This is a genomic window from Rossellomorea vietnamensis, from assembly GCF_025398035.1.
Classification (GTDB): Bacteria; Bacillota; Bacilli; order Bacillales; family Bacillaceae_B; genus Rossellomorea; species Rossellomorea vietnamensis_B.
Genome location: NZ_CP104558.1, coordinates 1,110,369 through 1,135,907 on the forward strand (window position 1 = coordinate 1,110,369; position 25,539 = coordinate 1,135,907).

21 protein-coding genes are annotated in these 25,539 nt (G+C 43.0%); 5 read left to right on the forward strand and 16 right to left on the reverse strand.

The window, feature by feature from the left end; translation table 11 throughout:
* Positions 1 to 23 precede the first annotated feature (23 nt).
* Positions 24 to 272 carry a hypothetical protein gene (locus tag N5C46_RS05740; protein ID WP_261751262.1) on the reverse strand — a complete coding sequence of 83 codons (249 nt, stop codon included), beginning with the start codon at positions 270 to 272 and terminating at the stop codon, positions 24 to 26.
* Between the two features lie 290 nt (positions 273 to 562).
* Between N5C46_RS05740 and N5C46_RS05745 the strand changes: the two genes are divergently transcribed.
* The gene (locus N5C46_RS05745) at positions 563 to 955 is read left to right on the forward strand and encodes a small peptidoglycan-associated lipoprotein (RefSeq protein WP_261751263.1); all 393 of its coding nucleotides are present in this window, start codon (positions 563 to 565) and stop codon (positions 953 to 955) included.
* Positions 956 to 1,062: 107 nt separating this feature from the next.
* On the opposite strand, the gene lpdA is transcribed toward N5C46_RS05745, so the two are convergent.
* From lpdA to N5C46_RS05770, 5 genes are all read right to left on the reverse strand, one after another.
* Positions 1,063 to 2,472: a dihydrolipoyl dehydrogenase gene (gene lpdA / locus N5C46_RS05750; RefSeq protein WP_034756034.1), complete on the reverse strand. Its 1,410-nt coding sequence runs from the start codon at positions 2,470 to 2,472 to the stop codon at positions 1,063 to 1,065.
* A gap of 4 nt (positions 2,473 to 2,476) precedes the next feature.
* Complete coding sequence (locus N5C46_RS05755; RefSeq protein WP_034756037.1) at positions 2,477 to 3,814, reverse strand: dihydrolipoamide acetyltransferase family protein; 1,338 nt, start codon at positions 3,812 to 3,814, stop codon at positions 2,477 to 2,479.
* A gap of 155 nt (positions 3,815 to 3,969) precedes the next feature.
* The gene (locus N5C46_RS05760) at positions 3,970 to 4,947 is read right to left on the reverse strand and encodes an alpha-ketoacid dehydrogenase subunit beta (RefSeq protein WP_034756039.1); all 978 of its coding nucleotides are present in this window, start codon (positions 4,945 to 4,947) and stop codon (positions 3,970 to 3,972) included.
* 3 nt (positions 4,948 to 4,950) lie between these two features.
* Positions 4,951 to 6,066 carry a pyruvate dehydrogenase (acetyl-transferring) E1 component subunit alpha gene (gene pdhA, locus N5C46_RS05765; RefSeq protein WP_034756042.1) on the reverse strand — a complete coding sequence of 372 codons (1,116 nt, stop codon included), beginning with the start codon at positions 6,064 to 6,066 and terminating at the stop codon, positions 4,951 to 4,953.
* A 465-nt stretch (positions 6,067 to 6,531) separates the two neighbouring features.
* On the reverse strand, positions 6,532 to 7,191 hold the full coding sequence (locus N5C46_RS05770) for a YkyA family protein (protein WP_261751264.1): 660 nt from the start codon (positions 7,189 to 7,191) through the stop codon (positions 6,532 to 6,534).
* A 325-nt stretch (positions 7,192 to 7,516) separates the two neighbouring features.
* Here N5C46_RS05770 and def point away from each other — a divergent pair, with 325 nt between their 5' ends.
* On the forward strand, positions 7,517 to 8,071 hold the full coding sequence (gene def / locus N5C46_RS05775; protein ID WP_261751265.1) for a peptide deformylase: 555 nt from the start codon (positions 7,517 to 7,519) through the stop codon (positions 8,069 to 8,071).
* Between the two features lie 52 nt (positions 8,072 to 8,123).
* Here def and N5C46_RS05780 read toward each other — a convergent pair whose 3' ends face one another.
* Positions 8,124 to 8,897 carry a Cof-type HAD-IIB family hydrolase gene (locus N5C46_RS05780; RefSeq protein WP_261752289.1) on the reverse strand — a complete coding sequence of 258 codons (774 nt, stop codon included), beginning with the start codon at positions 8,895 to 8,897 and terminating at the stop codon, positions 8,124 to 8,126.
* A gap of 653 nt (positions 8,898 to 9,550) precedes the next feature.
* Between N5C46_RS05780 and N5C46_RS05785 the strand changes: the two genes are divergently transcribed.
* Positions 9,551 to 9,757 carry a DNA-dependent RNA polymerase subunit epsilon gene (locus tag N5C46_RS05785; RefSeq protein WP_034756052.1) on the forward strand — a complete coding sequence of 69 codons (207 nt, stop codon included), beginning with the start codon at positions 9,551 to 9,553 and terminating at the stop codon, positions 9,755 to 9,757.
* 3 nt (positions 9,758 to 9,760) lie between these two features.
* A complete protein-coding gene (rnjA, locus tag N5C46_RS05790) occupies positions 9,761 to 11,428 on the forward strand; it encodes a ribonuclease J1 (RefSeq protein WP_079531628.1) in 1,668 nt (555 codons plus the stop codon).
* Between the two features lie 46 nt (positions 11,429 to 11,474).
* On the opposite strand, the gene N5C46_RS05795 is transcribed toward rnjA, so the two are convergent.
* The 7 genes from N5C46_RS05795 to N5C46_RS05825 all read right to left on the reverse strand — a co-directional run bounded on the left by N5C46_RS05795 (position 11,475) and on the right by N5C46_RS05825 (position 19,757).
* Positions 11,475 to 12,134 carry a potassium channel family protein gene (locus tag N5C46_RS05795; RefSeq protein WP_034756057.1) on the reverse strand — a complete coding sequence of 220 codons (660 nt, stop codon included), beginning with the start codon at positions 12,132 to 12,134 and terminating at the stop codon, positions 11,475 to 11,477.
* A 102-nt stretch (positions 12,135 to 12,236) separates the two neighbouring features.
* Positions 12,237 to 13,250, reverse strand: a complete 1,014-nt coding sequence (locus N5C46_RS05800) for a cytochrome d ubiquinol oxidase subunit II (protein ID WP_261751266.1) — start codon at positions 13,248 to 13,250, stop codon at positions 12,237 to 12,239.
* Positions 13,251 to 13,309: 59 nt separating this feature from the next.
* The gene (locus tag N5C46_RS05805) at positions 13,310 to 14,647 is read right to left on the reverse strand and encodes a cytochrome ubiquinol oxidase subunit I (RefSeq protein WP_261751267.1); all 1,338 of its coding nucleotides are present in this window, start codon (positions 14,645 to 14,647) and stop codon (positions 13,310 to 13,312) included.
* 240 nt (positions 14,648 to 14,887) lie between these two features.
* On the reverse strand, positions 14,888 to 16,711 hold the full coding sequence (locus tag N5C46_RS05810) for an ABC transporter ATP-binding protein (protein WP_261751268.1): 1,824 nt from the start codon (positions 16,709 to 16,711) through the stop codon (positions 14,888 to 14,890).
* Positions 16,712 to 16,721: 10 nt separating this feature from the next.
* On the reverse strand, positions 16,722 to 18,476 hold the full coding sequence (locus N5C46_RS05815) for an ABC transporter ATP-binding protein (RefSeq protein WP_261751269.1): 1,755 nt from the start codon (positions 18,474 to 18,476) through the stop codon (positions 16,722 to 16,724).
* A gap of 203 nt (positions 18,477 to 18,679) precedes the next feature.
* Positions 18,680 to 19,135 carry a TlpA family protein disulfide reductase gene (locus N5C46_RS05820; RefSeq protein WP_261751270.1) on the reverse strand — a complete coding sequence of 152 codons (456 nt, stop codon included), beginning with the start codon at positions 19,133 to 19,135 and terminating at the stop codon, positions 18,680 to 18,682.
* A gap of 79 nt (positions 19,136 to 19,214) precedes the next feature.
* A complete protein-coding gene (locus N5C46_RS05825; RefSeq protein WP_034756074.1) occupies positions 19,215 to 19,757 on the reverse strand; it encodes a peroxiredoxin in 543 nt (180 codons plus the stop codon).
* 355 nt (positions 19,758 to 20,112) lie between these two features.
* On the opposite strand from N5C46_RS05825, the gene N5C46_RS05830 reads away from it, so the two are divergent.
* Positions 20,113 to 20,979, forward strand: coding sequence for a mechanosensitive ion channel family protein (locus tag N5C46_RS05830; RefSeq protein WP_261751271.1), 867 nt, complete (start codon positions 20,113 to 20,115; stop codon positions 20,977 to 20,979).
* Positions 20,980 to 21,016: 37 nt separating this feature from the next.
* On the opposite strand, the gene N5C46_RS05835 is transcribed toward N5C46_RS05830, so the two are convergent.
* Both N5C46_RS05835 and N5C46_RS05840 read right to left on the reverse strand, forming a co-directional pair.
* A complete protein-coding gene (locus tag N5C46_RS05835; RefSeq protein ID WP_261751272.1) occupies positions 21,017 to 23,794 on the reverse strand; it encodes a VWA domain-containing protein in 2,778 nt (925 codons plus the stop codon).
* Positions 23,778 to 25,538: a vWA domain-containing protein gene (locus N5C46_RS05840; protein ID WP_336275541.1), complete on the reverse strand. Its 1,761-nt coding sequence runs from the start codon at positions 25,536 to 25,538 to the stop codon at positions 23,778 to 23,780. The genes N5C46_RS05835 and N5C46_RS05840 overlap by 17 nt, the downstream gene beginning before the upstream one ends.
* Position 25,539: the final 1 nt, after the last annotated feature.

Sequence of the window (25,539 nt, forward strand, 5' to 3'; positions counted from 1 at the left end):
TCTAAAGAGAATCTGGGAAAGAATTAAAATATTTCCAATATATTTTCAAACGCCATTTTAAAAACAAAAAAGCATGACAGACTGAATGAAGTGATAAACAGCGTAAGCCTTCTTGATTGAACAATCTTTCTTGCAGCCATAAAGGCAAGGTAAAAAAACAGGACAAACATAATCCATTTATATTCTATATGATCTTTTTCAGAAACCCATTCAGCTATTGAAAACACGCTCCATAAAATCATTTGGACCAAAAAAGCGATGTACGATTTCATGATAAAACATCCTTTAATAGATTTATTTACATTTACCCGCCCCACTATAATAAAAACTCTCGGATGGCTCTTATATATCTTTTTCAATCAAAGTCATGGTATTAACATAGTATATTCTTTTAAGATGACTTTCATTATGTGTGACTTTTCAATTTTGTAACATTTTTATGACTTGGCGCTTTTTCATTTTTCCCTATGATAAAATGTGACGTAAGATACGTTAAAGAGTAATTCATTTATAAATTCATAACTCCACGTTCATAGCATCGTTTAAGAAAAGAGGATGATGTATGAAACATATATTAGCTTTTGCGATACTTACTTCCACTATGCTGATTTTGACTTCGTGTGATGACATCTCATCCAATAAAGTGGTTTTGGCACAAGATCAATTCATAGAAAAACAGGTGATTTTTTTTACGGATGAAAGAAATGTTTCGAGGGAAATACCATACTACGATGCCATCATTGAGCTTAAAAAACAATACCCGGATCACTTTAAGCAACTGAAGGTTGTCAGTTTAAACACGAAGACGACAAATGATATCGCTGATACTCCACCCGCTTCTCCAGCCATCGTTGTGGTAGAGGACAATCAGATCATATGTAAAGTGGAAGGGCATAAATCTAAAGAAAACATAATCAAGCCTGTTTCCAGAGCCATTCAAACCTGGGAACAATAATGCATGAAATAATCATTAGGGGTCGAAGCCCTGCAGGCTTCGATCCTTTTCTTTTCCATAATAAAAAGGATGATCCCATCACAGGGATCATCCTTTTGTCATGCCTATTATTTAATAATGTGAATCGGGCTTCCCATTGCAACTTCTGCTGCTTCCATGGAAATTTCACCTAAAGTCGGGTGAGCATGAATCGTCATGGCCACATCTTCAGCTGTCATTCCGGATTCAATTGCAAGTCCTAATTCAGCGATCATGTCAGATGCACCAGAACCAACAATTTGAGCACCGATAATTAAACCGTCTTCTTTACGAGTGACAAGCTTCATGAAGCCATCACTTGCATTAAGAGCTAAAGCACGTCCATTTGCTGCAAATGGGAATTTGGCAGCCGTTACTTCAATGCCTTCTTCTTTCGCTTCTGCTTCGGAATAACCTACTGTTGCAAGTTCAGGATCTGTGAAGCAGACAGCAGGGATACCAAGGTAATCGATTTCTGCCGGTTCACCTGAGATAACCTCTGCAGCGATCTTACCTTCATAAGAAGCTTTGTGAGCAAGTGGTGGTCCATCAACGATATCACCGATCGCGAAGATGTTCGGGATGTTTGTGCGGCATTGTTTATCGATTTTGATAACTCCGCGGTCTGTCATCTCGATTCCAACTTCTTCAAGACCGATTTCATCAGTGTTTGGACGACGGCCAACCGTTACTAGAACGTAATCAGCTTCAACCGATTTCTCTTCGCCTTTTACTTCATATTTCACAACGACTCCGCTGTCACTTTCTTCAACGCCTTTAGCCATAGCTTTCGTTACAACTTCAACGCCTTTTTTCTTAAGTTCTTTTTTCACGACAGATGTCATTTGCTTTTCGAATCCGCTAAGGATATCGTCGGCACCTTCCAAGATCGTTACTTCTGATCCAAGATTGGCATAAGCAGTACCAAGCTCGGTTCCGATGTACCCTCCACCGATGACAACAAGCTTGCTTGGAATTTCTTCTAATGCAAGTGCGCCTGTAGAATCAAGCACGCGCTTAGAGAATTTGAAGCTTGGGATTTCAATCGGACGTGAACCAGTTGCAAGGATCAAGTTATTGAACTTGTATGTTTGAGCCGAGTTGTCGTCCATGACACGTAGTGTATTGGCATCTACCAGGTAAGCTTCACCGCGAACGATTTCAGCTTTATTCCCTTTAAGAAGTCCTTCAACACCGCCTGTTAATTTCTTAACGACTCCAGCTTTCCATTCTTGAACTTTATCGAAATTTACTTTTACGTTTTCAGCGACGATCCCCATATCATCAGAGTGTTGCGCCTGATGGAAACGGTGACCTGCTGTGATAAGAGCTTTGGATGGGATACAGCCAACATTCAAGCATACTCCACCCATGTTTTCTTTTTCGATGATTGTCACTTTTTGTCCAAGTTGAGCTGCACGGATTGCAGCTACATATCCTCCGGGACCTGAACCGACTACGATTGTATCTGTTTCAATTGGGAAATCTCCTACTACCATTGTATTACGCCTCCATTAATAATAATTCTGGATCGTTCAACAAACGCTTGATATGGTTAAGTGCATGTTGAGCAGTAGCTCCGTCAATCATGCGGTGATCGAAGCTCAATGATAATGCTAACACAGGTGCCGCTACAATTTCACCATTTTTAACCACAGGTTTTTCTGCAATGCGTCCAACACCAAGGATGGCAACCTCTGGATGGTTGATGACCGGAGTGAACCATTGTCCGCCGGCAGAACCGATATTCGTGATTGTGCAAGATGCACCTTTCATTTCATCGCCTGAAAGTTTACCATCACGTGCTTTTCCAGCCAGTTCATTGATTTCATTTGAAATGGAGAACATGGACTTACGGTCTGCATTTTTCACAACCGGTACTAATAGACCTTTATCCGTATCAGCAGCGATACCGATATTGTAATAATGTTTTTGTACGATTTCGCTTGTTGCATCATCAATCGATGTGTTCAGAGCCGGATACTCGCGTAATGCACTTGTCAATGCTTTGACGATGTAAGGTAGGAAAGTCAATTTCACACCTTTTTCAGCTGCAACTTCTTTGAACTTCTTGCGGTGGGCCCAAAGTTTCGTTACATCGATTTCGTCCATCAACGTTACGTGAGGAGCTGTATGTTTTGAGTTCACCATTGCTTTCGCAATCGCTTTACGCATTCCACTCATTTTCTCACGAGTTTCTGGGTATTCACCTTCAGGAGCTTTAGGTGCAGAGGGTTTAGATTCTGATGCTGGAGCTTTTTCTTCCGTTTTCGCTTCTTCCTGGGTAGAAGCAGGCTTGCTGTCTCCACTTAGGAATGCATCGATATCTTCCTTCACGACACGTCCATTTTTACCTGAACCTGATACTTGACGGATTTCAACACCGTTTTCCCTTGCGTACTTACGTACTGAAGGCATAGCGATCACTCGCTTATTAGGGTCGACTTCTGCATCGGATTTCTCTTCGGCAGCTTCTGGAGAAGCTTCTTTCTTTACGTCCTGGCCTTGTTCTGCAGTTGCTTGAACTTGACCTTCCGTCTTCTCTTCGGCTTTTTCTTCTTTCTTATCTTCTTCTCCACCTTTGAATTGCAGGTCCTCATAACCAGGTGCATCGAACTTGATAAGAGTATCGCCCACAACTGCTACAGTACCTTCGTCAACAAGAAGTTCTTCAACCGTTCCTGCTACCGGAGAAGGAATCTCAACAACAGCTTTATCGTTTTGCACTTCACATAGTACATCGTCTTCTTCCACTTTATCGCCTGGCTTTACAAACCACTTGACGATTTCACCTTCATGAATACCTTCACCAATGTCTGGTAATTTGAATTCGAATGACATGGACTCGACCTCCTGTATTGAATAATGAATATATAGATGAATGTTTGGTTATATCTGTCTCTATTTTCTTATATCTATAATTGGAAAAGAGAAGGGTGGCATGCCCTTCTGTTTTCACTTATCTATCAATGGAGGAGCTTATTAGCTCCTTCCAATTAGAAATTAAGTACTTTTTTCGCCGTTTCGATGACGTCTTTGTGATTTGGTAACCAGATAGGCTCTGCTTGAGAGAAAGAGAACACTGTATCCGGTGCCGCTACACGAAGAACTGGTGCTTCCAGGCTAAGGATCGCACGGTCATTGATTTCAGCCACAACGTTCGCTGCGATTCCCGCTTGCTTTTGAGCTTCTTGAACAACGATGGCACGGTTTGTTTTCTCAACAGATGCCATGATCGTGTCTATGTCCAGTGGACTTACAGTACGAAGATCGATTACTTCAACTGAGTGACCTTCTTTTTCAAGCTCATCAGCAGCTTTTAATGATTCGTGTACCATAGCTCCGTAAGAGATGATCGTAAGGTCTGTACCTTCACGTTTAACATCTGCTTTACCAAGTTCAATTGTGTATTCCTCTTCAGGAACCTCTTGACGGAATGAACGGTATAATTTCATATGCTCTAAGAAAATGACAGGGTCATTATCACGGATAGATGAAATCAATAGTCCTTTAGCGTCGTATGGAGTTGATGGGATAACCACTTTAAGACCTGGTTGTTGAGCCATCAAACCTTCTAAGCTGTCCGCATGAAGTTCTGGAGTATGTACTCCACCACCAAATGGGGAACGGATTGTGATAGGTGAAGTATACGTACCACCTGAACGGTAACGCATACGTGCCATTTGTCCGCTTACTGAATCCATTACTTCATATACGAAACCGAAAAACTGGATTTCCGGTACTGGACGGTACCCTTCTAATGCTAAACCGATTGCTAAACCACCGATTCCTGATTCTGCTAGTGGAGTATCGAATACACGGTCTTCACCGAATTCTTTCTGAAGCCCTTCCGTTGCACGGAATACACCACCGTTTAGACCTACGTCTTCACCAAAAACTAAAACGTCTTCGTTGTTGCGTAGTTCTGTGCGCAGTGCATCAGTGATCGCTTGAATCATTGTCATTTGCGCCATGGCTTATTTCGACTCCTTTTCTTTGTAGATTTCTAATTGTTCTTTAAGGTTATAAGGAAGTTCTTCATACATGTTGTTGATGAAGTCAGTCACTTTTTGTTTTGGAGCTGAATCTGCTTCCTTGATCGCTTTTTTGATATCTTCTTTTGCTTCTTCGATTACTTCGTTTTCTTTCTCTTCACTCCATAATCCTTTACCTTCAAGGAATTTACGGAAACGTACCAATGGATCTTTCTTTTCCCAATCTGTATCCATTTCTGATGTACGGTAGCGAGTTGGATCATCACCGGCCATTGTATGTGGACCATAGCGGTAGCAAAGTGTTTCGATCAGTGAAGGACCTTCGCCGTTCACTGCACGGTTACGCGCTTCTAAAGTGGCAGAATAAACCGCTAACGGATCCATACCATCGACTAAGATACCAGGGATACCTGCAGCAACCGCTTTTTGGGCAATCGTTCGTCCTGCTGTTTGCTTGTCGCGAGGAGTAGAGATTGCAAATTGGTTGTTTTGTACGACGAAGATCGCAGGAGCTGCATAAGAACCTGCAAAGTTGATTCCTTCATAGAAATCACCCTGTGAAGATCCACCGTCTCCTGTATACGTAATGGCAACTGCTTTCTTACCACGCTTTTTAAGGCCAAGTGCCACACCGGCAGTTTGAATGTATTGAGCACCGATGATGATTTGTGGTGATAATACGTTTACACCTTCTGGAGCCTGGTTACCTTGGAAATGTCCGCGTGAGAACAAGAAGGCTTTCGCAAGTGGAAGTCCGTGCCAGATGATTTGTGGAACATCACGGTATCCAGGAAGGATCCAGTCTTCCTTCTCAAGTGCGAAGTGAGAAGCAATCTGAGATGCCTCCTGTCCAGCTGTTGGTGCATAGAAACCTAATCGTCCCTGACGGTTCAGTGAGATTGATCTTTGATCTAGAATACGAGTGTAAACCATGCGACGCATTAATTCCTGCAGATCCTCATCAGAGATCTCCGGCATAGCATCTTCGTTCACTACTTCGCCTTCTTCGTTCAAAATTTGGAACATTTCAAACTTGTCTTCAATTTGTTCGAGCGTCTTAACTGCATCGAATTGTGCCTTCTTTGATTTAGAAGCCATCGAAGTCACCTATCCTTTCTTTATACATTTATTTTGGTTTTTTTACATACATAGTTTAGATTACCCAAATTCAGTATGACCTACCACAATACCTGTGGAAAAACACACACTATAAGTAGTTTTCCACAAATACCAAGAAAGAAAACCCGAAATTACATTCGAGTTTATCTGTATCAGTCGAAAAATCATTATCGACTAATACAATTCATGAATACCTATCCTAGTTTACAATATTAAAAATCAGTTAGTCAACGACAAAGTATTATAAATTCTTGTTTCTATCAAATCTTTTTGATACGTTCTACCATAAATTTTCAAAACTGTATTAATACCTGGAAACACCCTGTTATATATAAACATATCCTTATGACTCATCTGTTATAGAGTAAGAAACCAACGGACAGCTTTAAACATAAAAAAGATGAAGGAGGGCTTTACGCCTCCCTTCATCTTATATGTACCCGTTTATTCGGACTCTTTGACATCAAGTTCTGCCTTTGAGTAAAATTCTTGTTTAAGCTTATTGAATTCTTCTGTTTTTGTATTATAGTCCCCATTGTACTTCACAATCTTTTCGTATTGTTCATTAATGGAGGAAATTTGCTTCTCAAGCTCTTCCATCGTAAGGTCTTTCTTTTTGAACATGTTATATAGTTCTTTATCAAGAGAAAGGGCCTCTAAGTAAGAAGTTGTTAGCTTTTCATGGAGCTGATAACGTTCTTCCATCGTTTTTTTCAGCTTTTTCGCATCTTTTTTAAGATCATCACTTTCTAACTCATCAATATATTCGTCTGCTTTGGCAAACTCTTTCTTTGCTGCACTCATGGACTCACGTTCTTTTTCGATATTCTCTTTTCTCTTATCGATGTTGTCCAGAGCTTCATCGGAAAGCTTTACAATCTGGTCAAACTCTTTCATTCCAAGATCCATGATTTTCGTATAGATTTCTTGTTCCTTTTCTTCCAATTCTTGAAGAGGCTTCTGAACTTTCTCATATTGACTTTCTTTGGCCACGGTTTCTTCAAGAACCTTATACACATCTTCCTCAGGTGTAGAACCACCGACACACCCCATTAATACAAAAATAGCGGCTCCTAAAATGAAAGCAAAACGAAATTTCGACACAACTAGATCCCCCTTAACTATTTACCACCTTCTACTATATCTATGTCTACATCTTTTGACAATAGGGATTTACAACTGTGGAAAAAAATGTCGATTGGACTATTCTCCCTATTAAAATCATTATGTCTTTTTGCCGCCGGGTATTCCAGTTAATATCGAATCTCATTCATTAACTTTTTCAAAGGAAAATGATAAACTAGTACCATACATAATAGATTATCTTAATACGTAAAGTAGAGAAGGGATCAATTTGTATGGCCCTGTCTTTTTTGTGTCCTGACAGGTTCATCTATTTCTATCTCTATGTATCCTAGGAGGAAAACCAATGATTACGATGAATGACATCATCCGTGAGGGTCACCCCACATTAACCATGGTAGCTAAGGAAGTGCCCATCCCGCCATCCGAAGAAGACCGGGAAGTCCTGAGTAGCTTATTGGAATACGTAATAAACAGCCAAGACCCTGAAACGGCTGCCAAATATGGATTGAGACCCGGTATCGGCCTTGCAGCGCCCCAGATCAATGTTTCAAAACGGATGCTTGCCGTCAACGTTACAGACAATCAGGGGAAATTATACAGCTACGCATTATTCAACCCGAAAATCATCAGCCATTCCATCGAGAAAGCCTATTTAACTTCGGGGGAGGGTTGTTTATCCGTCGACCGGAACGTACCGGGATTCGTACCCCGATATGCCAGAGTGACTGTAAGAGGCTGGGATGTGGACGGCAATGAAGTAAAACTTCGCCTCAAAGGTCTGCCGGCCATTGTATTCCAGCATGAAATCGATCACCTGAATGGTATCATGTTCTATGACCATATCAATCCTTCTAATCCATTTGAACCGATACCTGATGCCATCGCCATTGAACGATAAACCCAAAAAAGACTCCCCCAGAATATCCGGGGGAGTCTTTTTTTAGCGTATCCTAGATCAATTCAAGTTCTTTTAATCCGTGATAGATTCCATCATCATCCACGTGCTTTGTAATCAAATTTGCGTGTTTTTGGACTTCCTGTACGGCATTGCCCATTGCAACACCGGTACCGACGGATTGGATCATCTCGATATCATTCAGTCCGTCCCCGAAAGCATAAACATCTTCCATGTTAAATCCAAGTTTGGCGATCATCTTCTTGATTCCCTCTGCTTTTGAACCGCCTTTCGGAAGAATGTCCATGGAGAATTGGTGCCAGCGGATAAACGTGAAATCCTTGTATTTCTCCCGGTAAAAATCCTCTTCTTCCTTTGTGCAGAATAGCAGGGATTGATAGATGTCCCTTCCTTTATAAAAATCCGGGGCATATCCCGGGTGGGGAAACTTCAGGCTGTTCATACTCTTCTCGATATAGTCATGGTGTTTATGGTTCGCTTTCATCGTTTCATGATTCAAATGAACGACTGGGTGTTCCTTTGTATACGTATCCTCTAATAATTCCTCCAACGTTTCAACTTGCAGAGGGTTCGTGTATATCACTTCATTTTCAAAAACCACATACTGTCCATTAAAAGAGACGAAGGACTCGATTCCCAATTCCTCTCTTAAGCTTTCGTACATAAATGGTGCCCTTCCAGTCGCAATCGCAACATACGTTCCGTTTGCCTGCAGAGTCCGGATGGCTTCTTTTGTGGCCTGTGGCAGTTTTTTGTCGTGATCAAGCAGCGTGCCGTCTATATCAAAGAAAACTATTTTAGACATGATCGTTCTCCTTTTCTAAATATTCTAGTTGCGATTCTATTTTACCCGTTGTATAAGGTAATCCTTTACACGGAAAATGTCAATGAAGACAGTCAGACAGAACCATTTACCAAACTTAACCATGTAAGAGATTCCATAAATTCCGTACAATATAACTAACACAACAGAGACGTCCGTATTATTGTTCCTTTACTTCAAAGGTAAATCTCGGTAAACTATTAATAAGGAGTGATCCACCATGTTAAAGAAGCTCAGGAAAAAGCTTTTAAAACAGTGGAAAGAATTGCTTAGAAAAAAGACAATTGCATAATCCCTCTGTTTCTCGGGAAACGATTTTTTGGGGAAACGCTATTAGAATCCATGACAATCGGACATACTGACATACAATTGCACAATGAATAAGGGACTGACGCCACTAGTGAGCTTTTCCTCCATTGGCATTGGTCCCTCTTCTATCTTTGTCATGATTTAGTACAGGATTATTCAAAAGCTTTATTTACACGGAAGAATCCTATATAATTTAATACATACATAACTGAATGATTCGTTCCTATAGAAATGATAGGCTATTATATAAGTTAATGTAAATATAGTTGATAACTTTTTTATCATAGATGAAAGTTAGATTTTTTGAAAACGGATAAGGAGAGAGAAAAATGATTTTTAAAGTATTTTATCAAGAAAGTAAAGCAGAAGTGCCTGTTCGCGAATGCACTCAATCTCTTTACATGGAAGCAGAATCAGAACGTGAAGTACGCCTGAATTTAAAAGACAAACCGTATAACATCGAATTCGTACAAAAGCTTGAGGGCGCTTTTTTAGAGTATGAAAAAAACCACCATTCTTTCGAGATGGAGCAATAATTAATGAAATTTGTAAAGAATGACCAAACCGCTGTATTTGCCCTTGGCGGTTTAGGTGAAATCGGTAAAAACACATACGGCGTACAATTCCAAGACGAAATTATCCTGATCGATGCAGGAATCAAATTCCCTGAGGACGAACTGCTCGGTATCGATTACGTAATCCCAGATTACACGTATCTCGTGAAGAATGCAGATAAAATCAAGGGACTCTTCGTCACTCACGGACACGAAGACCATATCGGAGGAATCCCCTATTTACTTCGAGAGTTAAACATCCCAATATACGGTGGGAAGCTTGCCCTTGGTCTTATTAAGAATAAACTTGAAGAGCACGGGTTATTACGCAATGCGAAATTAAATGTCATCCAGGAAGATGATGTCGTGAAATTCCGCAAAACATCCGTAACCTTCTTCAGAACGACGCACAGTATCCCGGATTCTTACGGAATCGTGGTCAAAACACCACCTGGAAATGTAGTGCATACAGGTGACTTCAAATTCGATTTCACGCCGGTTGGTGAGCCCGCGAACTTAACCAAAATGGCTGAGATCGGAAAAGAAGGCGTTCTTTGCCTACTGTCTGACAGTACAAATGCTGAAGTTCCAAACTTCACGATGTCAGAACGCAAAGTCGGAGAAAGCATCAATGATATTTTCCGTAAAGTGGACGGGAGAGTCATCTTTGCTACTTTCGCTTCGAATATTCACCGTCTTCAACAAGTGGTTGAAGCAGCAGTATTCCACAACAGAAAGGTTGCTGTTTTCGGAAGAAGTATGGAAGCAGCCATCACGATTGGACAAGAATTAGGATATATCAACGCTCCTAAGGATACATTCATTGAACATAACCAGATCAATCGCCTTCCAGCGAATGAAGTGGCCATTCTATGTACAGGTTCCCAAGGTGAACCGATGGCGGCATTATCCAGGATTGCAAACGGTACCCACCGTCAAATCCAGATTCAGCCTGGTGACACCGTTGTCTTCTCTTCTTCACCAATTCCGGGGAACACAATCAGTGTAAACCGTACGATCAACCTGTTATATCGTGCCGGTGCAGAAGTCATCCACGGACCATTGAGTGATATTCATACATCCGGTCACGGTGGACAGCAAGAGATGAAGCTGATGCTTCGCCTGATGAATCCAACCTTCTTTATGCCGATACACGGTGAGTTCCGTATGCAGAAGATGCACGCTCAGCTCGGTGTCGATTGTGGCGTCCAACCGGAAAACTGCTTCATCATGGATAACGGTGAAGTCCTTGCATTAAGCAATGACTCTGCACAGGTAGCCGGGAAGATCCCTTCCGGAAACGTCTATATCGATGGAAGCGGGATCGGTGACATCGGTAATATTGTCCTTCGTGACCGCCGCATCCTATCAGAAGAAGGCCTAGTGATCGTCGTTGTCAGCATCGACATGAAGGATTTCAAGATCGCTTCCGGCCCGGACCTTATTTCAAGAGGATTCGTCTACATGCGTGAATCAGGCGACCTTATTAATGAAGCGCAAACGCTCATTTCCAAACACTTGAACAAAGTGCTTGAAAGAAGAACGTCCCAATGGTCAGAAATCAAGAATGAAATCACAGATACACTTGCTCCATTCTTATATGAAAAAACGAAACGTCGCCCGATGATCCTACCGATCATCATGGAAGTATAATAACGAATAAGAGGCTGGCCCAAATGGGTCAGCCTCTTATTTCCTTTTATAATACCTTTTTTTCGAACCGGTTAATATCCGTATCGGCACCGATGACAATAAGGATGTCCCCAACCCGGATCTGTTCATCAGCTTGTGGGGAAACGATGATATCTTTTTCCCGCTTGATCGCCACGATGTTGATTCCGAATTGAGCACGGATATCCAGATCGATAAGGGAGTTTCCACTCAGACGTTCACTCGCTACAATCTCCACGATCGAGTGTTCATCTGACAACTCCAGATAATCCAATACATTATTTGAAATGATATTATGAGCGATCCTTCTTCCCATATCCCTCTCCGGATGAACGACCTGGTTCGCCCCAATTTTACGGAGGACCTTTTCATGATAATCGTTTTGTGCTTTCACGGTAATTTTCTTGACGCCGATTTCCTTTAACATCAATGTCGTTAGGACACTTGATTGGATATCATCTCCAATCGCGACAATGACATGATCGAAATTACGGATCCCCAGGCTCTTCAATACGGATTCATCAGTTGAATCCGCAACAACCGCATGTGAAGCAATGGAAGAAAATTCATTCACTTTGTCCTCATCCTGATCAATGGCCATGACCTCCATGCCTTGATCCGTTAATGATCGTACGATACTGCCGCCAAATCGGCCCAAGCCAATAACTACAAACTCTTTTTTCACCATGTATCCCCCCGCAGTCTATATAATCTATATTTTAGCATAAAAAAAAGGAGAAAATGACATTTCTCCCTTTCCTTTTTAGTATTTCATTCAAGTTCCAACTCTTCACTTGTTCCCCTTAACGTAATCCGCATCAAATAAGAAAAGTCTCATCAAGAGATAAAGTGAGGGAATCAGTAATAACAGTCCTGCGATAAAGACCACCACCAGTGCCATCCCCATCGTTGGATTCGTGACACTCGTTTCAATCGTGATAAAAGGTTTTAAGATATATGGTAAATGTGAAGCCCCGTAGCCAAAGAATGCAAAGAAGAATTGCTGCATGACCAGGATGAATGCAAGACCAAAATTCCTTCTCCTATAGATAAAAAATGAAGCGCCAAGAAAGCACACAAGGGATAATCCGAACATCCACCAGATCTCGATGGCGCTATTGAAATGCCCGGGATTATGTTCTCTTAAAGATACGAAAACCAGTAAACTCGCTAAAATCGTCGGCGGGCTCCAGAATAGGGAAAACCTTCTCAATTCTTCTCTTGAATCCATATCCCCGGCACGATTGGCATAATAGGTCAGGAATGTGGCACTGATGAATAAGACCGATACGATGGACAGGACGACCACGCTCCATGAATAAGGACTCGTAAATAATTCACGGGCCAGGAATACGACCTTATCCCCCTGCTCTTCCAAAAAGCCTCCTTCTGAAATGGTCAATGCCGTAGACAGGGAAGCCGGAATCAGTAACCCTGTTGCCCCGTATAAAAACAGGTAAACGATATTGTCTTTGGAACCATAGTTTCCGAAAGCATAAAAGCTCCCCCTGATGGCAAGCAAAATAATCGCGATACTCCCCGGAAGCAATAATGCCGTCCCGTAGTAATAAGCTGCGTCAGGAAAAAAACCGACCAAACCGACAAAAAAGAAGACAAAGAAGACGTTCGTTACTTCCCATACAGGAGAAAGATATCGACTGATCAAGACATTCAACGTATGCTCTTTCCCTTTCATCCTCCCGTAAAAGGCGAAGAAGCCGGCTCCAAAATCAATCGAAGCCACTATCAGATAACCATATAGGAAAATCCACAGGACGGTGATCCCCACGATTTCCAAACTCATATTCATTCCTCCCCCTTAACAAAATCAGTCGGCCCCTTCTTTATAAGGAGCCTTACACGCTAACTCGCTTTTTTAGGAAAGCGTTGTTCCAATTCAGCCTCTGCCGGCTTATTTTTAAACATTTTAATCAATACAACGACACACAGGATGCCGAGGAGTATATAGAGACCAACAAATAACGCGAACGTCAAGCCGACCCCGTCTGCCTTTGTTGCAGCTTCCGCGACCTTCATATATCCTCGCAGTATCCATGGCTGCCGTCCGACCTCGGCGTAAATCCAGCCAAATTCGATGGCAAGCATCGCAAGCGGTCCACTGGCAACAATCCCCCATAGCAATCCTTTATTCCATTCATTTCTTTTTTTCCATTTCCAGAATAAGATAAATGCCCCTGCAATGAAGATACTGTAAAACCCGATGGACACCATCAAATCAAACAAATAATGTACCCATAAAGGCGGCCGTTCGTCTTCCGGGAATTCATTCAACCCGATGACCTCCGTATCAAACGAACTTCCCGCCAGGAAGCTCAGGAAACCTGGTAATCGTATTTCATTATGGACTTCATTGTTTTCATCAAGCGTCCCGAAAACGATTAAATCGGCATTCTCTTCCGACTCAAAGTGCCACTCTGCCGCCGCAAGTTTCTCAGGCTGATATTCAGCCAGGAACTTGGCCGACAAATCCCCAGCAAGAGCAGAGCCAAAAGCGAAAATCAACGCAGATACCATCGTTAAACGCAGGGCTTTCTTATGATAGTCCCCTCCCTTTTTACGGAGGATCGCAAATGCTGTGATGGCTGCCAGTATGAGGGCAGATGTTAAGTATGCCGTCGTCAGCACATGAAACACTTTGGTTGGTGTCGCGGGATTCAGCATGGCTGCAATCGGGTCGATATTGATTGCTTTTCCATTTTCCAATTCAAATCCCTGTGGCGTGTTCATAAACGCGTTCACAGTCGTAATGAATAGTGCCGAAGCTGAAGAACCGATCATCACCGGTATCGTCAGAAGCCAGTGAATCCATTTATTCTTGAATCGATCCCATGTATAAAGATAAATCCCCAAAAAGATGGCCTCAAAGAAAAACGCAAAAGTCTCCATGAATAATGGCAGGGCAATCACCTGTCCGGCGACCTGCATAAACGAAGGCCATAACAAGGACAGCTGGAGGCCAATCGCAGTCCCGGTCACCACCCCGACAGCCACCGTAATCGTAAATCCCCTCGCCCATCTTCGTGCCAGCAAAAGGTAATGAGGATCATTTCGTTTGATCCCCATGAACTCCGCTATGGATATCATAACCGGAACCCCTACCCCAATCGTTGCAAAAATAATATGGAATGCAAGGGTTGTCGACGTGAGCATCCTGCTTAAAATCACACTATCCAAAACCATTCTTTACTCCCCCTACCGAATTACTTTTTATCGTAAACAGCTCTTTCCTACTGTTTATCACTTATTGTTCATTATAAAACCTGAGGGTGAGTTTGTGAAGTATTGAACAATGACTATTTTGTGACGTTTTTCACAAAGTTTTCTGTTGTTTAGTTTCTCCAACTGGGAACGAAACCGTTTCACCGCCACCACTCCACAAAAAAACCCCACACACCAGTGCGGGGTCCTCAATACTTCACATTACATCGCATCCAACATCCTGAACTGTGACTTTACCAGTTCAAAATAGTCTCCTTCCTGTTCCATCAATTCGTCGTGATTTCCAGACTCTTTGATTTTTCCATTTTCAAGGACAAAAATATTGTCGGACTCACGGATTGTGGATAGGCGGTGGGCGATGATGATCGCGGTACGGCCGTTCAGTAATTTCTTCAATGCATTTTGGATCTTGACTTCTGTTTCTGTATCGATGGATGCTGTCGCTTCATCCAGGATGATGATGCGAGGGTTGGCCAAAAGGGCACGTGCGAAGGACAATAGTTGTCTTTCACCAACAGATAACACATTCCCCCGTTCCTCGACTTCCGTTTCATAACCGTTGGATAACTTTTCGATGAATTCATTTGCCCCGATGGCTTCGGCTGCCTTCAGGACCTCTTCATCGGATGCACCCGGGCGTCCGAATCGGATATTATCCATGATCGTTCCAGAGAAAATGAATGTATCCTGCAGGACGATGCTGATTTGACTGCGTAAGCTGGAAACAGATGCATCCCGTAAATCCACTCCATCAATTTTCACTACCCCATTTGTCGGGTCGTAAAATCGGCTGATGAGATTCGCGATCGTCGTCTTCCCAGAACCTGTATGTCCGACGAGTGCAACGGTTTGCCCTGCTTTCATTTCCAGATTGATGTCCCTGAGTGCTTTACGTTTGTCATCATAAGAGAATTCGACATGTTCGAATTGGATTCTTCCCTTGATATCCGTCAGGTTCATGGCATTTTTCTTTTCATTTACAATCGGTTGTTCATCAAGGAATTCAAAGATTCGCTCGGATGAAGCCATCCCGATCAACAGCTGATTATACACCTGCCCTAGTCTTGAGATCGGCTCCCAGAACATACCCAGATAGAATGCGAAGGAGACGAATTCACCAAGCTCCAGGGATCCATTTTGAATGAGGTGGGCCCCAAACCAAATCAGGACGGCGGTTCCGATGGCATTGGTTAATTCCACCAGTGGACGGAACATGGCATTTTTCTTTGTTGCCGTTCTCCAGCTATCGAAGGTCTCTGTGTTGACTCCATCAAAGAAGGCCATGTTTTCTTTTTCCTGGGTGAAGGATTGTGTCACCCTGATTCCCTGGATGCTTTCATTTAAATGAGAATTAAGTTTAGATTGCTTAAGCCTTACCACCTGCCAGGATTTGCGTATTTTTTTGCGCAAGCTTGTAGATATGAAGAACATGATAGGCAAAATGACCATGACGGCAAGTGTGAGTTCCGGACTTAACGTAAAGAGTATCACGATGATTCCGATGAGCAGAATGATATCCATCAACAGATTGATGACACCGTTCGTGAAAAGTTCCTGAAGGGAGTTGATGTCATTCATGATCCGGACAAGGATGGATCCTGCTGAACGCTGATCAAAGAAACGATGGGAAAGCCACTGTACATGACTGAATAAATGTTTTCTCAGGTCATAGATGACTCCCTGCCCCAATTGATTCATCCATTTGATCCTGAGGACATTGGCTATATAGTTCAAAACATACAGTCCCGCTATGACTCCCACAAGAGTAAAGAGAAGATTCTCATCTTTTTGCCTGATCGCTTTATCCAGTGTGTACACCCCGATCAGTATCGGGATGATCAGGCGGACAGCCGTTGTGATCAGAACGGTGATGATCGACAAAGGCAACAATTTTTTAGAATATGGTTTTAAATAAGTCAGTAGACGGTAGAGCTGTTCCCAGTTGAATGGCTTATCGATTACTTGATCGGTTGAGTAATGGAACCTGCTCAGAATGTTTTTATTCACTTTCTTATTTTTGCTCAAACCCTATCACCTACCCTTCCTGAGTTTGTAATATTTTTTTCTGGTCTTGGTATTGAATATCATAAATTCGCTGATATGGTCCGTTATTTTTCAGTAAGAAATCGTGAACCCCTCGCTCAACGACTTTACCATTCTCAAGGACGATGATTTCGTCGGCATGCTTTAGCGATGAAATCCGGTGTGCAATGATGAAGGTCGTACGATCGGACATGACTTCTTTCAGCGCTTTTTGGATTCTGAATTCCGTCTCCATATCGACGGCACTTGTAGCATCATCAAGAATGAGGATCGACGGGTCCGTGCAGATCGCACGTGCTATGGCAATCCGTTGTTTCTGACCGCCTGAAAGACCCAATCCCCTTTCACCCAGTCTTGTATCATACCCATCAGGCAAATCGGATATGAAATCATGTGCCTCGGCCCGTTTTGCTGCTTCGATAATTTCTTCCATTGATGCCTCCGGTCGACCATAAGAAATATTGGCTTTGATGGTAGAGGAGAATAAGAATGACTCCTGGAGTACGAATCCGATATTTTGACGGAGTGATTTTAGTGAGTACTCTTTTACATCCCTTCCATCAATGAGGATTTCTCCATTATCCGGTTCATAGAAACGTGTGATCAGCTGGGTGATACTCGTTTTTCCTGATCCCGTGCCCCCGATCAGACCAATGACCTTGCCGGGTTCTGCCTTAAAGGAAATATCCTCCAGGGCTGCTTCGTCATGCACCGTGTAATTCAATGATACGCCTTTGAATTCCACTTCGCCTTTCAAGCGATCAACATGGATGACACCACTATGATCCTTTATCTTCTCATCCACTTCCAAAATCTCCAGTAATCTCTCTCCCGATGCCTTGGACTGTGAAAAAAGATTGATGGTGAATCCAAGGTTCATGATCGGCCAGATGATATACCAGACCAGGCTGTAAAAGGCGACAAGCTCACCTGGTTGCAGATTTCCATTCATGACGAGATATCCACCGTATGCAAGGAGTGTCACGACACTCACATTCCCTAAGAACTCCATGAGCGGGAAGTATTTTGCCCAAATGTCCGAGGTGAAAAGATACTTATCTTTATAATCACCATTAGACCGGTTAAATTTATTGATTTGAAAATCTTCACGGGACAGTGATTTCACCGTATTGATCCCTGAGATATTTTCCTGGACATTCGTGTTCAGCTTTCCAAAGGATTTGCGGATACCGCGAAAGGCAGGATGGACAGCCTTATCGAATTTGTATACGGCAATGGCCAGAAAAGGCAGGGAAACCAGGGTGACAAACGTCAATGATGGTGAATAGTAGAACATCACCCCAAAACTGACCGTCACCAGCAGGAAGAAGCGGAGCAATTCCGAGAAACCAAAAGATAAGAAAAAGCGAAAAGCTTCTACATCCGCCGTCAGGCGTGACATCAAGTCCCCTGTCTTAGCGTTATCATAATAACTGAATGGGAGGAATTGAAGCTTTTCATACAATTCGTTCCTCAAACGATAGACCGATGTGATCCCGAATAGGTCCCCGTTGTACTGTTGGATGAATGTAGCGATCCCTTTCACGACCATGATGCCGATGAATCCGAATGCAAGGTACGGAATCCACTTATATTCCCCTTGGAGAATAACATCATCAATTGTAATTTGTAAGATCATGGGATATACCACTGTAATGCCTGTAACAAAAATCAAGAAAATCATTGAAATGATAAAATGCCTTTTATAAGGCCAGTAAAAGGCTTTCAATTTTTTAAATGTATCCATATTTTCTCTCCCCTCCGTGTTCCATAAAAAAACAACGTACTACTAAATATATCGGCTTTCGAAATATTTATCTACCCTTTTTTTAGAATTTTTTCCTTTTTGTGAATTGTCCTTTAACTCTCTATTCATATCTATTGTAAAAACGAAACCAAAAAAAAAGATCGGTCTTTTGACCGATCTCTCTTCCATATTACGGTTGATCCCTATTCGCTTTTTTCCATTTCATCCAGGACACGGTTCACACGCTTTTCAAGCATCTTCATACCGCTCCCTCCTGCCTGGAAGTGACGGAGATTTCCGTCTTTATCAAATACATAATAAGCAGGAACGTATTGATTTTCAAATGCATCGGTCAGCTTATGCTCACTGTCCACAAAGATCGGTTGAGTGATATCGTGCTCAGCAGCCACCTTCTTGATTTCGTCCAGATTTAAATCCTCCTCTGAACGGGGCATATGAACAGCCATTACGTTCAGTTTATCACTGTATCGGTCACGGAATTCATTGACTTGGGGCATGGCTTCTTTACATAGGTGACAAGAAATCGACCAGAAGTGGATCAGGGTCGGTTTATCTCCAACAAGATCATTCTTTGTTACTTCTCCATTCAACCATTCAGTAGCACCGGAGAGTTCAGGCATAGGTTCACGCAGTTTCATTACGAGTGCCTCCTTTAATTTCTGTTTATGAGTAAAAAAAAGACCTAACAAACGGTTAGGCCTTTATTCATTTTGAAAATTATAAAGTTTTTTGACCTGGCTTCCAGTTCGCCGGGCAAAGACCGCCGGTTTGAAGTGCTTGAAGTACACGTAATGTTTCTTCAACGTCACGGCCAATATTGTTGTGGAATACAGCCTGGTACTGAAGTTCTCCCTCAGGGTTGATGATGTAAAGGCCGCGAAGAGCCACACCTTCTTCTTCAATCAGAACACCATATTCACGGGATACAAAATGGTTTGTATCTGCCGCAAGTGGATATTTCAGTTCACCGATTCCATTTGCATTGCGATCGGTGTTGATCCATGCTAAATGTGTATGGATAGTGTCTGTAGAGACACCAATGATTTCTGCATCTAAGTCTTCAAACTCATCGTAACGGTCTGACATTGCTGTGATTTCCGTCGGACATACAAATGTGAAGTCCATTGGATAGAAGAACAATACTGTCCACTTATCGTTTTTCATATTTTCCTCTAAAGAAACTTTACCGAATTCTTTGTTTGGCATTACAGCGTCCATTTCGAAACGTGGAGCCTGTTTACCAACCATGCGTTCTGCCATGAATAAATCCCTCCAATGAGTGTTTGATGAAATAATGTCTGTGAAAGGATGGCTTTATAAGCCTGTCCATTTCAACTCACAAATATCATTATATAGGATTGGATTTTTTTAGTCAATTATAATTAATTCAATATTATAATAATTATAATTTGTTTCCATCATCCCTTAGTTGTTTTGCCCAAAACAGATGTCATTTAGTCTCTACTTGCATGAATGACTTGCCAGGATTACGTTTATCATTTATCCACCAGAGAATAAACCAGTATGCTTTTTAGCGTGGATCTCCTTTGACATAACCTATGGGGTATTGTGTATACTAGTATGGTCATCATTTATAGGAAAGGATGTTTTTGGTTTGGGTTACATAATTGGTTTAAGCGCTTTAAGTGATCGACTATCCAATTTTAATTGGGGCGGTCTATTAGTGACGATCGGAATAGGGGCACTGCAAATTTTAGCGATTTGGATCGCTTTTATCATTGTAAAAGGTGCAGCGAACAAAGTGATTGAAAGAATCTTTGAAAAATATCGAAAGAGAAATGATGTATCAGTTGGTCGTGCTCAGACATTACAAAGTCTTTCAAAAAATATTGTCGGCTATATCCTGATCTTCGTTTTCTTTGTGACAATCTTACAAATCTTCGGTATCCAGGTGACCGCGATCCTTGCCGGAGCCGGGATTGTGGGACTTGCCGTCGGGTTCGGGGCCCAGGGGTTGGTAAGTGACGTGGTCACCGGCTTTTTCATTCTTCTTGAGAAGCAGGTTGACGTTGGTGATTACGTGACGACCGGCAGCTTCTCAGGAATTGTGGAAGAGGTCGGTTTAAGGACGACTCATATCCGCGGCTTTGATGGGACCCTGCACTATGTGCCGAACAGGGAAATCACGAGTGTGAGCAATCATTCACGTGGAAACATGAGGGCCCTTGTCGATATCGGTATTTCGTATGATGATGACATCGATAAGGCAATGGTCGTACTTCAGCAAGTATGTGATACCATTGCACAGGAAGATGATAACATTGTCGATGGCCCGAATGTGCTAGGTGTTCAGACATTGGGTGCTTCTGATGTCGTTCTCAGGGTATTATGCAAAACAAAGAACATGGAGCAATGGGGAGTGGAGCGAAAGCTTCGTAAAGCATTGAAGGAAGCCCTCGATCAGAATGGGATCGAAATTCCTTATCCTCACCAGGTTTATATCGAGAAAAAAGAAGACTGATGAAATAAAAAAAGAGAAGGCGCCGCCTTCTCTTTTTTTATTTCTCCCTTCTCTTTTTCGCCTCAAGAAGACGTTTCAATCGCGCATCATCACCATTTACTACAGGTTCCGCTGTTTTCTTTTCCCGTTTCACTTTTTTGACGGATTCCCTATTTTCTTTGGTCGCTTCCAAGGTTCGCGGACGGTCAGTTCCCTTACGCTCATCATTCCTGCGCTCCTTGTTGACTTTTCTGCCAAGCTGTTCGATGCTTGTTTCATCTTTCATCTCTTGCGATGTCCTCCGTGGTTTAATCAGATCAACCACCATCATGATCGGTCCAACCCCGAATCTTCTTATAAAAATCTCACAAAAGAATAAAAGGAAGCCTGCTGTAATGAGAATGGTTTGAATGGACCGTGCTGTAAACGAGGGTTCATGCAGGTCCCTGAATGCCCCTTTCAAGGAAGAAGTCTTCCTTCCACCCGTCTTTTCTACGATTGTATCAAGTGACTGGGATCCTCCCTTGAAAGAGTACTCCTTCGAATAAGGGACTGAGAAACCTGTCTGAAATGTGCTTTCACCACCCTCCCCACTTTTGGCAATATTCATATTGTAAAGACCGGGCGATAAATGTTCTTCAAATACGACCTCATAATCCCCCGGTGCCTTTATCCTGGTTGTTGCGGGAATCATTTTTCCATCTTCAGACAGGACCGTCACCTCAAGTGGTGAGATGTCCCCTTCGGACGATGACAACTTTAGACGGGTATTTTCGTTTTCTTCCTTTACGTCGATGGAGTAAGGATTCGAACGAAGATCAGGAAACGAGCGTGTGACCAGCTCATTGAGAAATGCCGGCCACCCCTGCCACCGTGCAAAATCACCCGTCCATTTCCCACTCGTGTCCGACGTAAAGGCGAATGATCGACCAAGACCGTATCTCCAGGTAGCCAGTACCGGATCGTTCTTTCCGCTCTCCATTTCCATCCGGGCAGTCCCTTTAAGGGAAGTCGCAATATAAGCATTCATCTGAGGAACACCGTCTTTAAATAGGGTCGCCCACTCGGACGATGCAACCCTGGGATAAAACGGTTGATCTTCTATATAGGTCCTTGTCGTGATCACCGTCTCCCTCGTCAAGATGCTCGGTATCACGCTGGCATCAGTGACATCATAGAATCTTCCTTTTCCCCACTGACTCAGATCATTCAGCAGGCCTCTGTCCGCCCCTTCTCCGATTGAAACGGTGGATAGGGTGATTTGTTTATCATGGCCGTCTTCTACAAGTGTCTGGTAACTCCCTGAGGTGGCTGATTGTCCGTCTGTCAAAAGAATGATATGCTTTCTTTTTAATGATAGATTCTCAAGACTCGCATAAGCCTGCTGAAGGGAGCTGTAGATTTCTGTCCCGCCTCCTGGAGAAATGGAACGGATCTTTTCTTCTGCTTTTTTACGATCAGTAAGTGGCTTCGTTTTGACGATATCCCATGGCCGGTCATCAAAGGCAATGACTCCCAGCGTATCTTTGTCTCTTAGGAGGGAAACGGTTCTCGCTGCTGCTTCCTTTGCAAGGGCCAGCTTTTGCCCGTCCATGCTGCCGGAGCGATCCAGAACGATCACCAGTCCAAGGGAAGGTAGTTCCTTCTTCCCCTTCACATCCATATCGACGGGAAGTATTCGTTCGATCGGTGTCTTAAAGTATCCCCCAAGGGCAAAGCTGTCACTACCACCGAACATAATGAATCCTCTTCCAAACTCTTTCACACTTTTTTCCATTAGAAGCATTTTTTCCTGAGGGATGCTTGTGGCAGCTACATTATCAAACAAGATGCTTTGATATTGCAGATAGGATGTCAGCTTGCCGGGCAGTTGTTCCGGTTTATATACATCGACGGTAAATCCGGCTGAGTTTAGTAACGGCGCCAATGCACTTTCCCCATCTGCGTTTTCCACCAGCATGACTTTTGCGGCTCCTTCTGAACGTGCCAGGTGGTAGAGTGCATTGTTTTCAGGACTCCCATCTCCCTTAGAGAACACTTCTGCCTTATACACGAGTAATCCGGATTGATCGACTACATGCTTGAACTGAAACTCGTTGTTGCCTTCTTGCACCTGAAGGTTTTCCTTTATGATCACTTGATCATTCAAAGTAATGCGCATTTCAATTTCTTTTTTGGTCGTGCTGTATGTATTGACCGTGAGAGTTGTTTCTTCTCCTTCATATTGGACGGATGGAGCAGACACATCTGTTATGGCCACATCATCCTTCGTATCGGAGGCGATGGCCATCCATTCAACCTCGATCTTCTTCCCCTTTAATAAAGGAATGAGATCTTCCCCTGCCCCCATCGTTTCCTTCCCGTCTGTCATGGCAATGATCCTCCCGCCACGGGGGAGGAGATTCGATGAGTACTCCAACCCTTCCTGAAGATTTGTATTTCCCTCCTTGATTTCCCCCACCAGCTGTTCAGGATTCTCCCTCTCATCTGAAATCGTCTGTTCGATTGCCGCATTTTCACCAAATGAAACAATACCGTATCGATCCCGTTCATGTTTGGAATGGACGCCCCGGTTGATCTCATCAAGGATACGGTCTTCTTGCAAGGATACAGAAGCGGACCGATCCGCCAAGAAGATGACCGGCTTTGCCTTTTCGGGTAAAACAATGGACGGATTGGCAAGGGCAAGGATCAACAGGACCATAGCGCATCCCCTTAATGCCAGGATGAGCCTTCTTTCCTTCCGATTCATCCCCTGTTTCACAAAGAGAAAGAGAACCAACCCAAGTGGAATCACGAGCAATAGCCAGAGTACTTCTTTAAACTCGATTCCCACGCCTGTATACCTCCCACTCTATAAATAAGATCAGGATCGCCAACACCAGAAACCAGGAAGAAAGTGTTTGGGGAATTGTTTCTCTCTCTTCTTCTCCGTTTTCTTCTGTTGGTTCCAAAGAAAATGCCTCGCCTCCCGGCTTCTTTTCTCTGTCATCAAGTACGACGCTAAAATATTTCGTCACGTCTCCCTGTACGGCTTGATAAACCCCTGGGGCAAGCGGAGCTTTAAACCAGTCCCCCTGGTCCGATTTCTTAATAAATTCACCATCGCCAGAGTAGATATCCCAATCCCCTGGGGCAAGTGGAACAGTCCTTCCTTCTCCCGGCTGAAAATACCCGATGAATCCTCCATCTTCTGATAGATGTTGATAGGCATTGTGAAGAAAGATCGGAAATCCCGGGTGCAGGGGAAAGTCTGTGTCAGTTAGATGAAGGTTCAGGACCACCATTTTCGCCCCATTCCTTTCACCATTCTGAATAAGCGGTACGGAACCACTCTGAGCGGCGGTATCCAATTCTTTTATCCCGATGGAACCTGCTTTTTCAACAAATACTTTTTCAAAGTCAACATGCTTTAGAAGTGGGTCATCGCCTTTCACTTCCATATCAGTTGTAAGAACAGTGGACTTGTCCGATGGTCCAGGGATGATCAGGACGGGGTTGGCGATGGATAGCTCTTTCCATTTCTCTTTCGTTGTCACAATGATGTCATCACCTGTTTTCAACTGGTTTTCTTCAATTGTCTTCACATTTACGCCAAGTGATTGAAACCCCTTTAGCAGGAAAGGATTGATCTCCCCAAGCACAAGGACGGCAGGTTTTGACGTTGCCTGAACACTGGTAATGATGTCGTCTCCCCTGTAATCATCCTGAAAGTCGATTTTGGCCTTTAATACCGGGCTTGAAGGTAATTCATCCAGGGGAATGACGGCTTCCTTCCCTGCACCGATCTTGAGTCGATTAGATATAACTTCTTTTTTATCATCATATATGACGATCGTCCCTGATTGTAACTCGTCACTTTGATTTTCAACGACGGCGACTCCCTTATAGGCCGTCCCCGATTTTTCCACTCCGAAGCTTGTAAGAGAAACATTCTTCGGATGGGGTATGGAGTTATGAACCCTGATCGGTGTATGTATTGTTTCATCTTTATAATCGGCTTTAAATAACGAGTCAGAATAGACATGAACGACCGATGACGATCCCTTCCCAAGTGCTTCACCCAACCGAAGAGCTTTCTCCATATCTTCATGATCATTTGTTACCGAAATATTTTTCAGTCGGTTGAACACCACTTGATCGTTTGATTCTTCTGAAACAACGGTGGTAATGGAATTCCCCACTGCCAAGAGAGTGATGTCACCCTCACTTTTTTTTATCAGTGAGTGAATGTCCCTTTTAGCCAGTTCAAAGTGGGATACCCCGCCCTGTGAGGCATTCATGGTGGCAGAGGTATCCAATAAAATGATGACATGATCTTTTTTCTTCAAATCCTCTGTAGTATATGGTTTGACCAGGGCGAACATCAACAAGGACAGTATGAGCACCTGCAGGAGTAAAAGGAGATTTCTCTGTAATCGATGAAACCATGGTGATGCCTGCCATTCTTTCATGACCTCCTCCCATAATAGATTGGAAGGCACAGTAAGAGCCCGGTACTGCTTCCGGAAAAAGTACATTAATATGACGGCTGCTATGAAAATTGAAAAGAAAAAAAAGACCGGATTTCCTATTCCCATA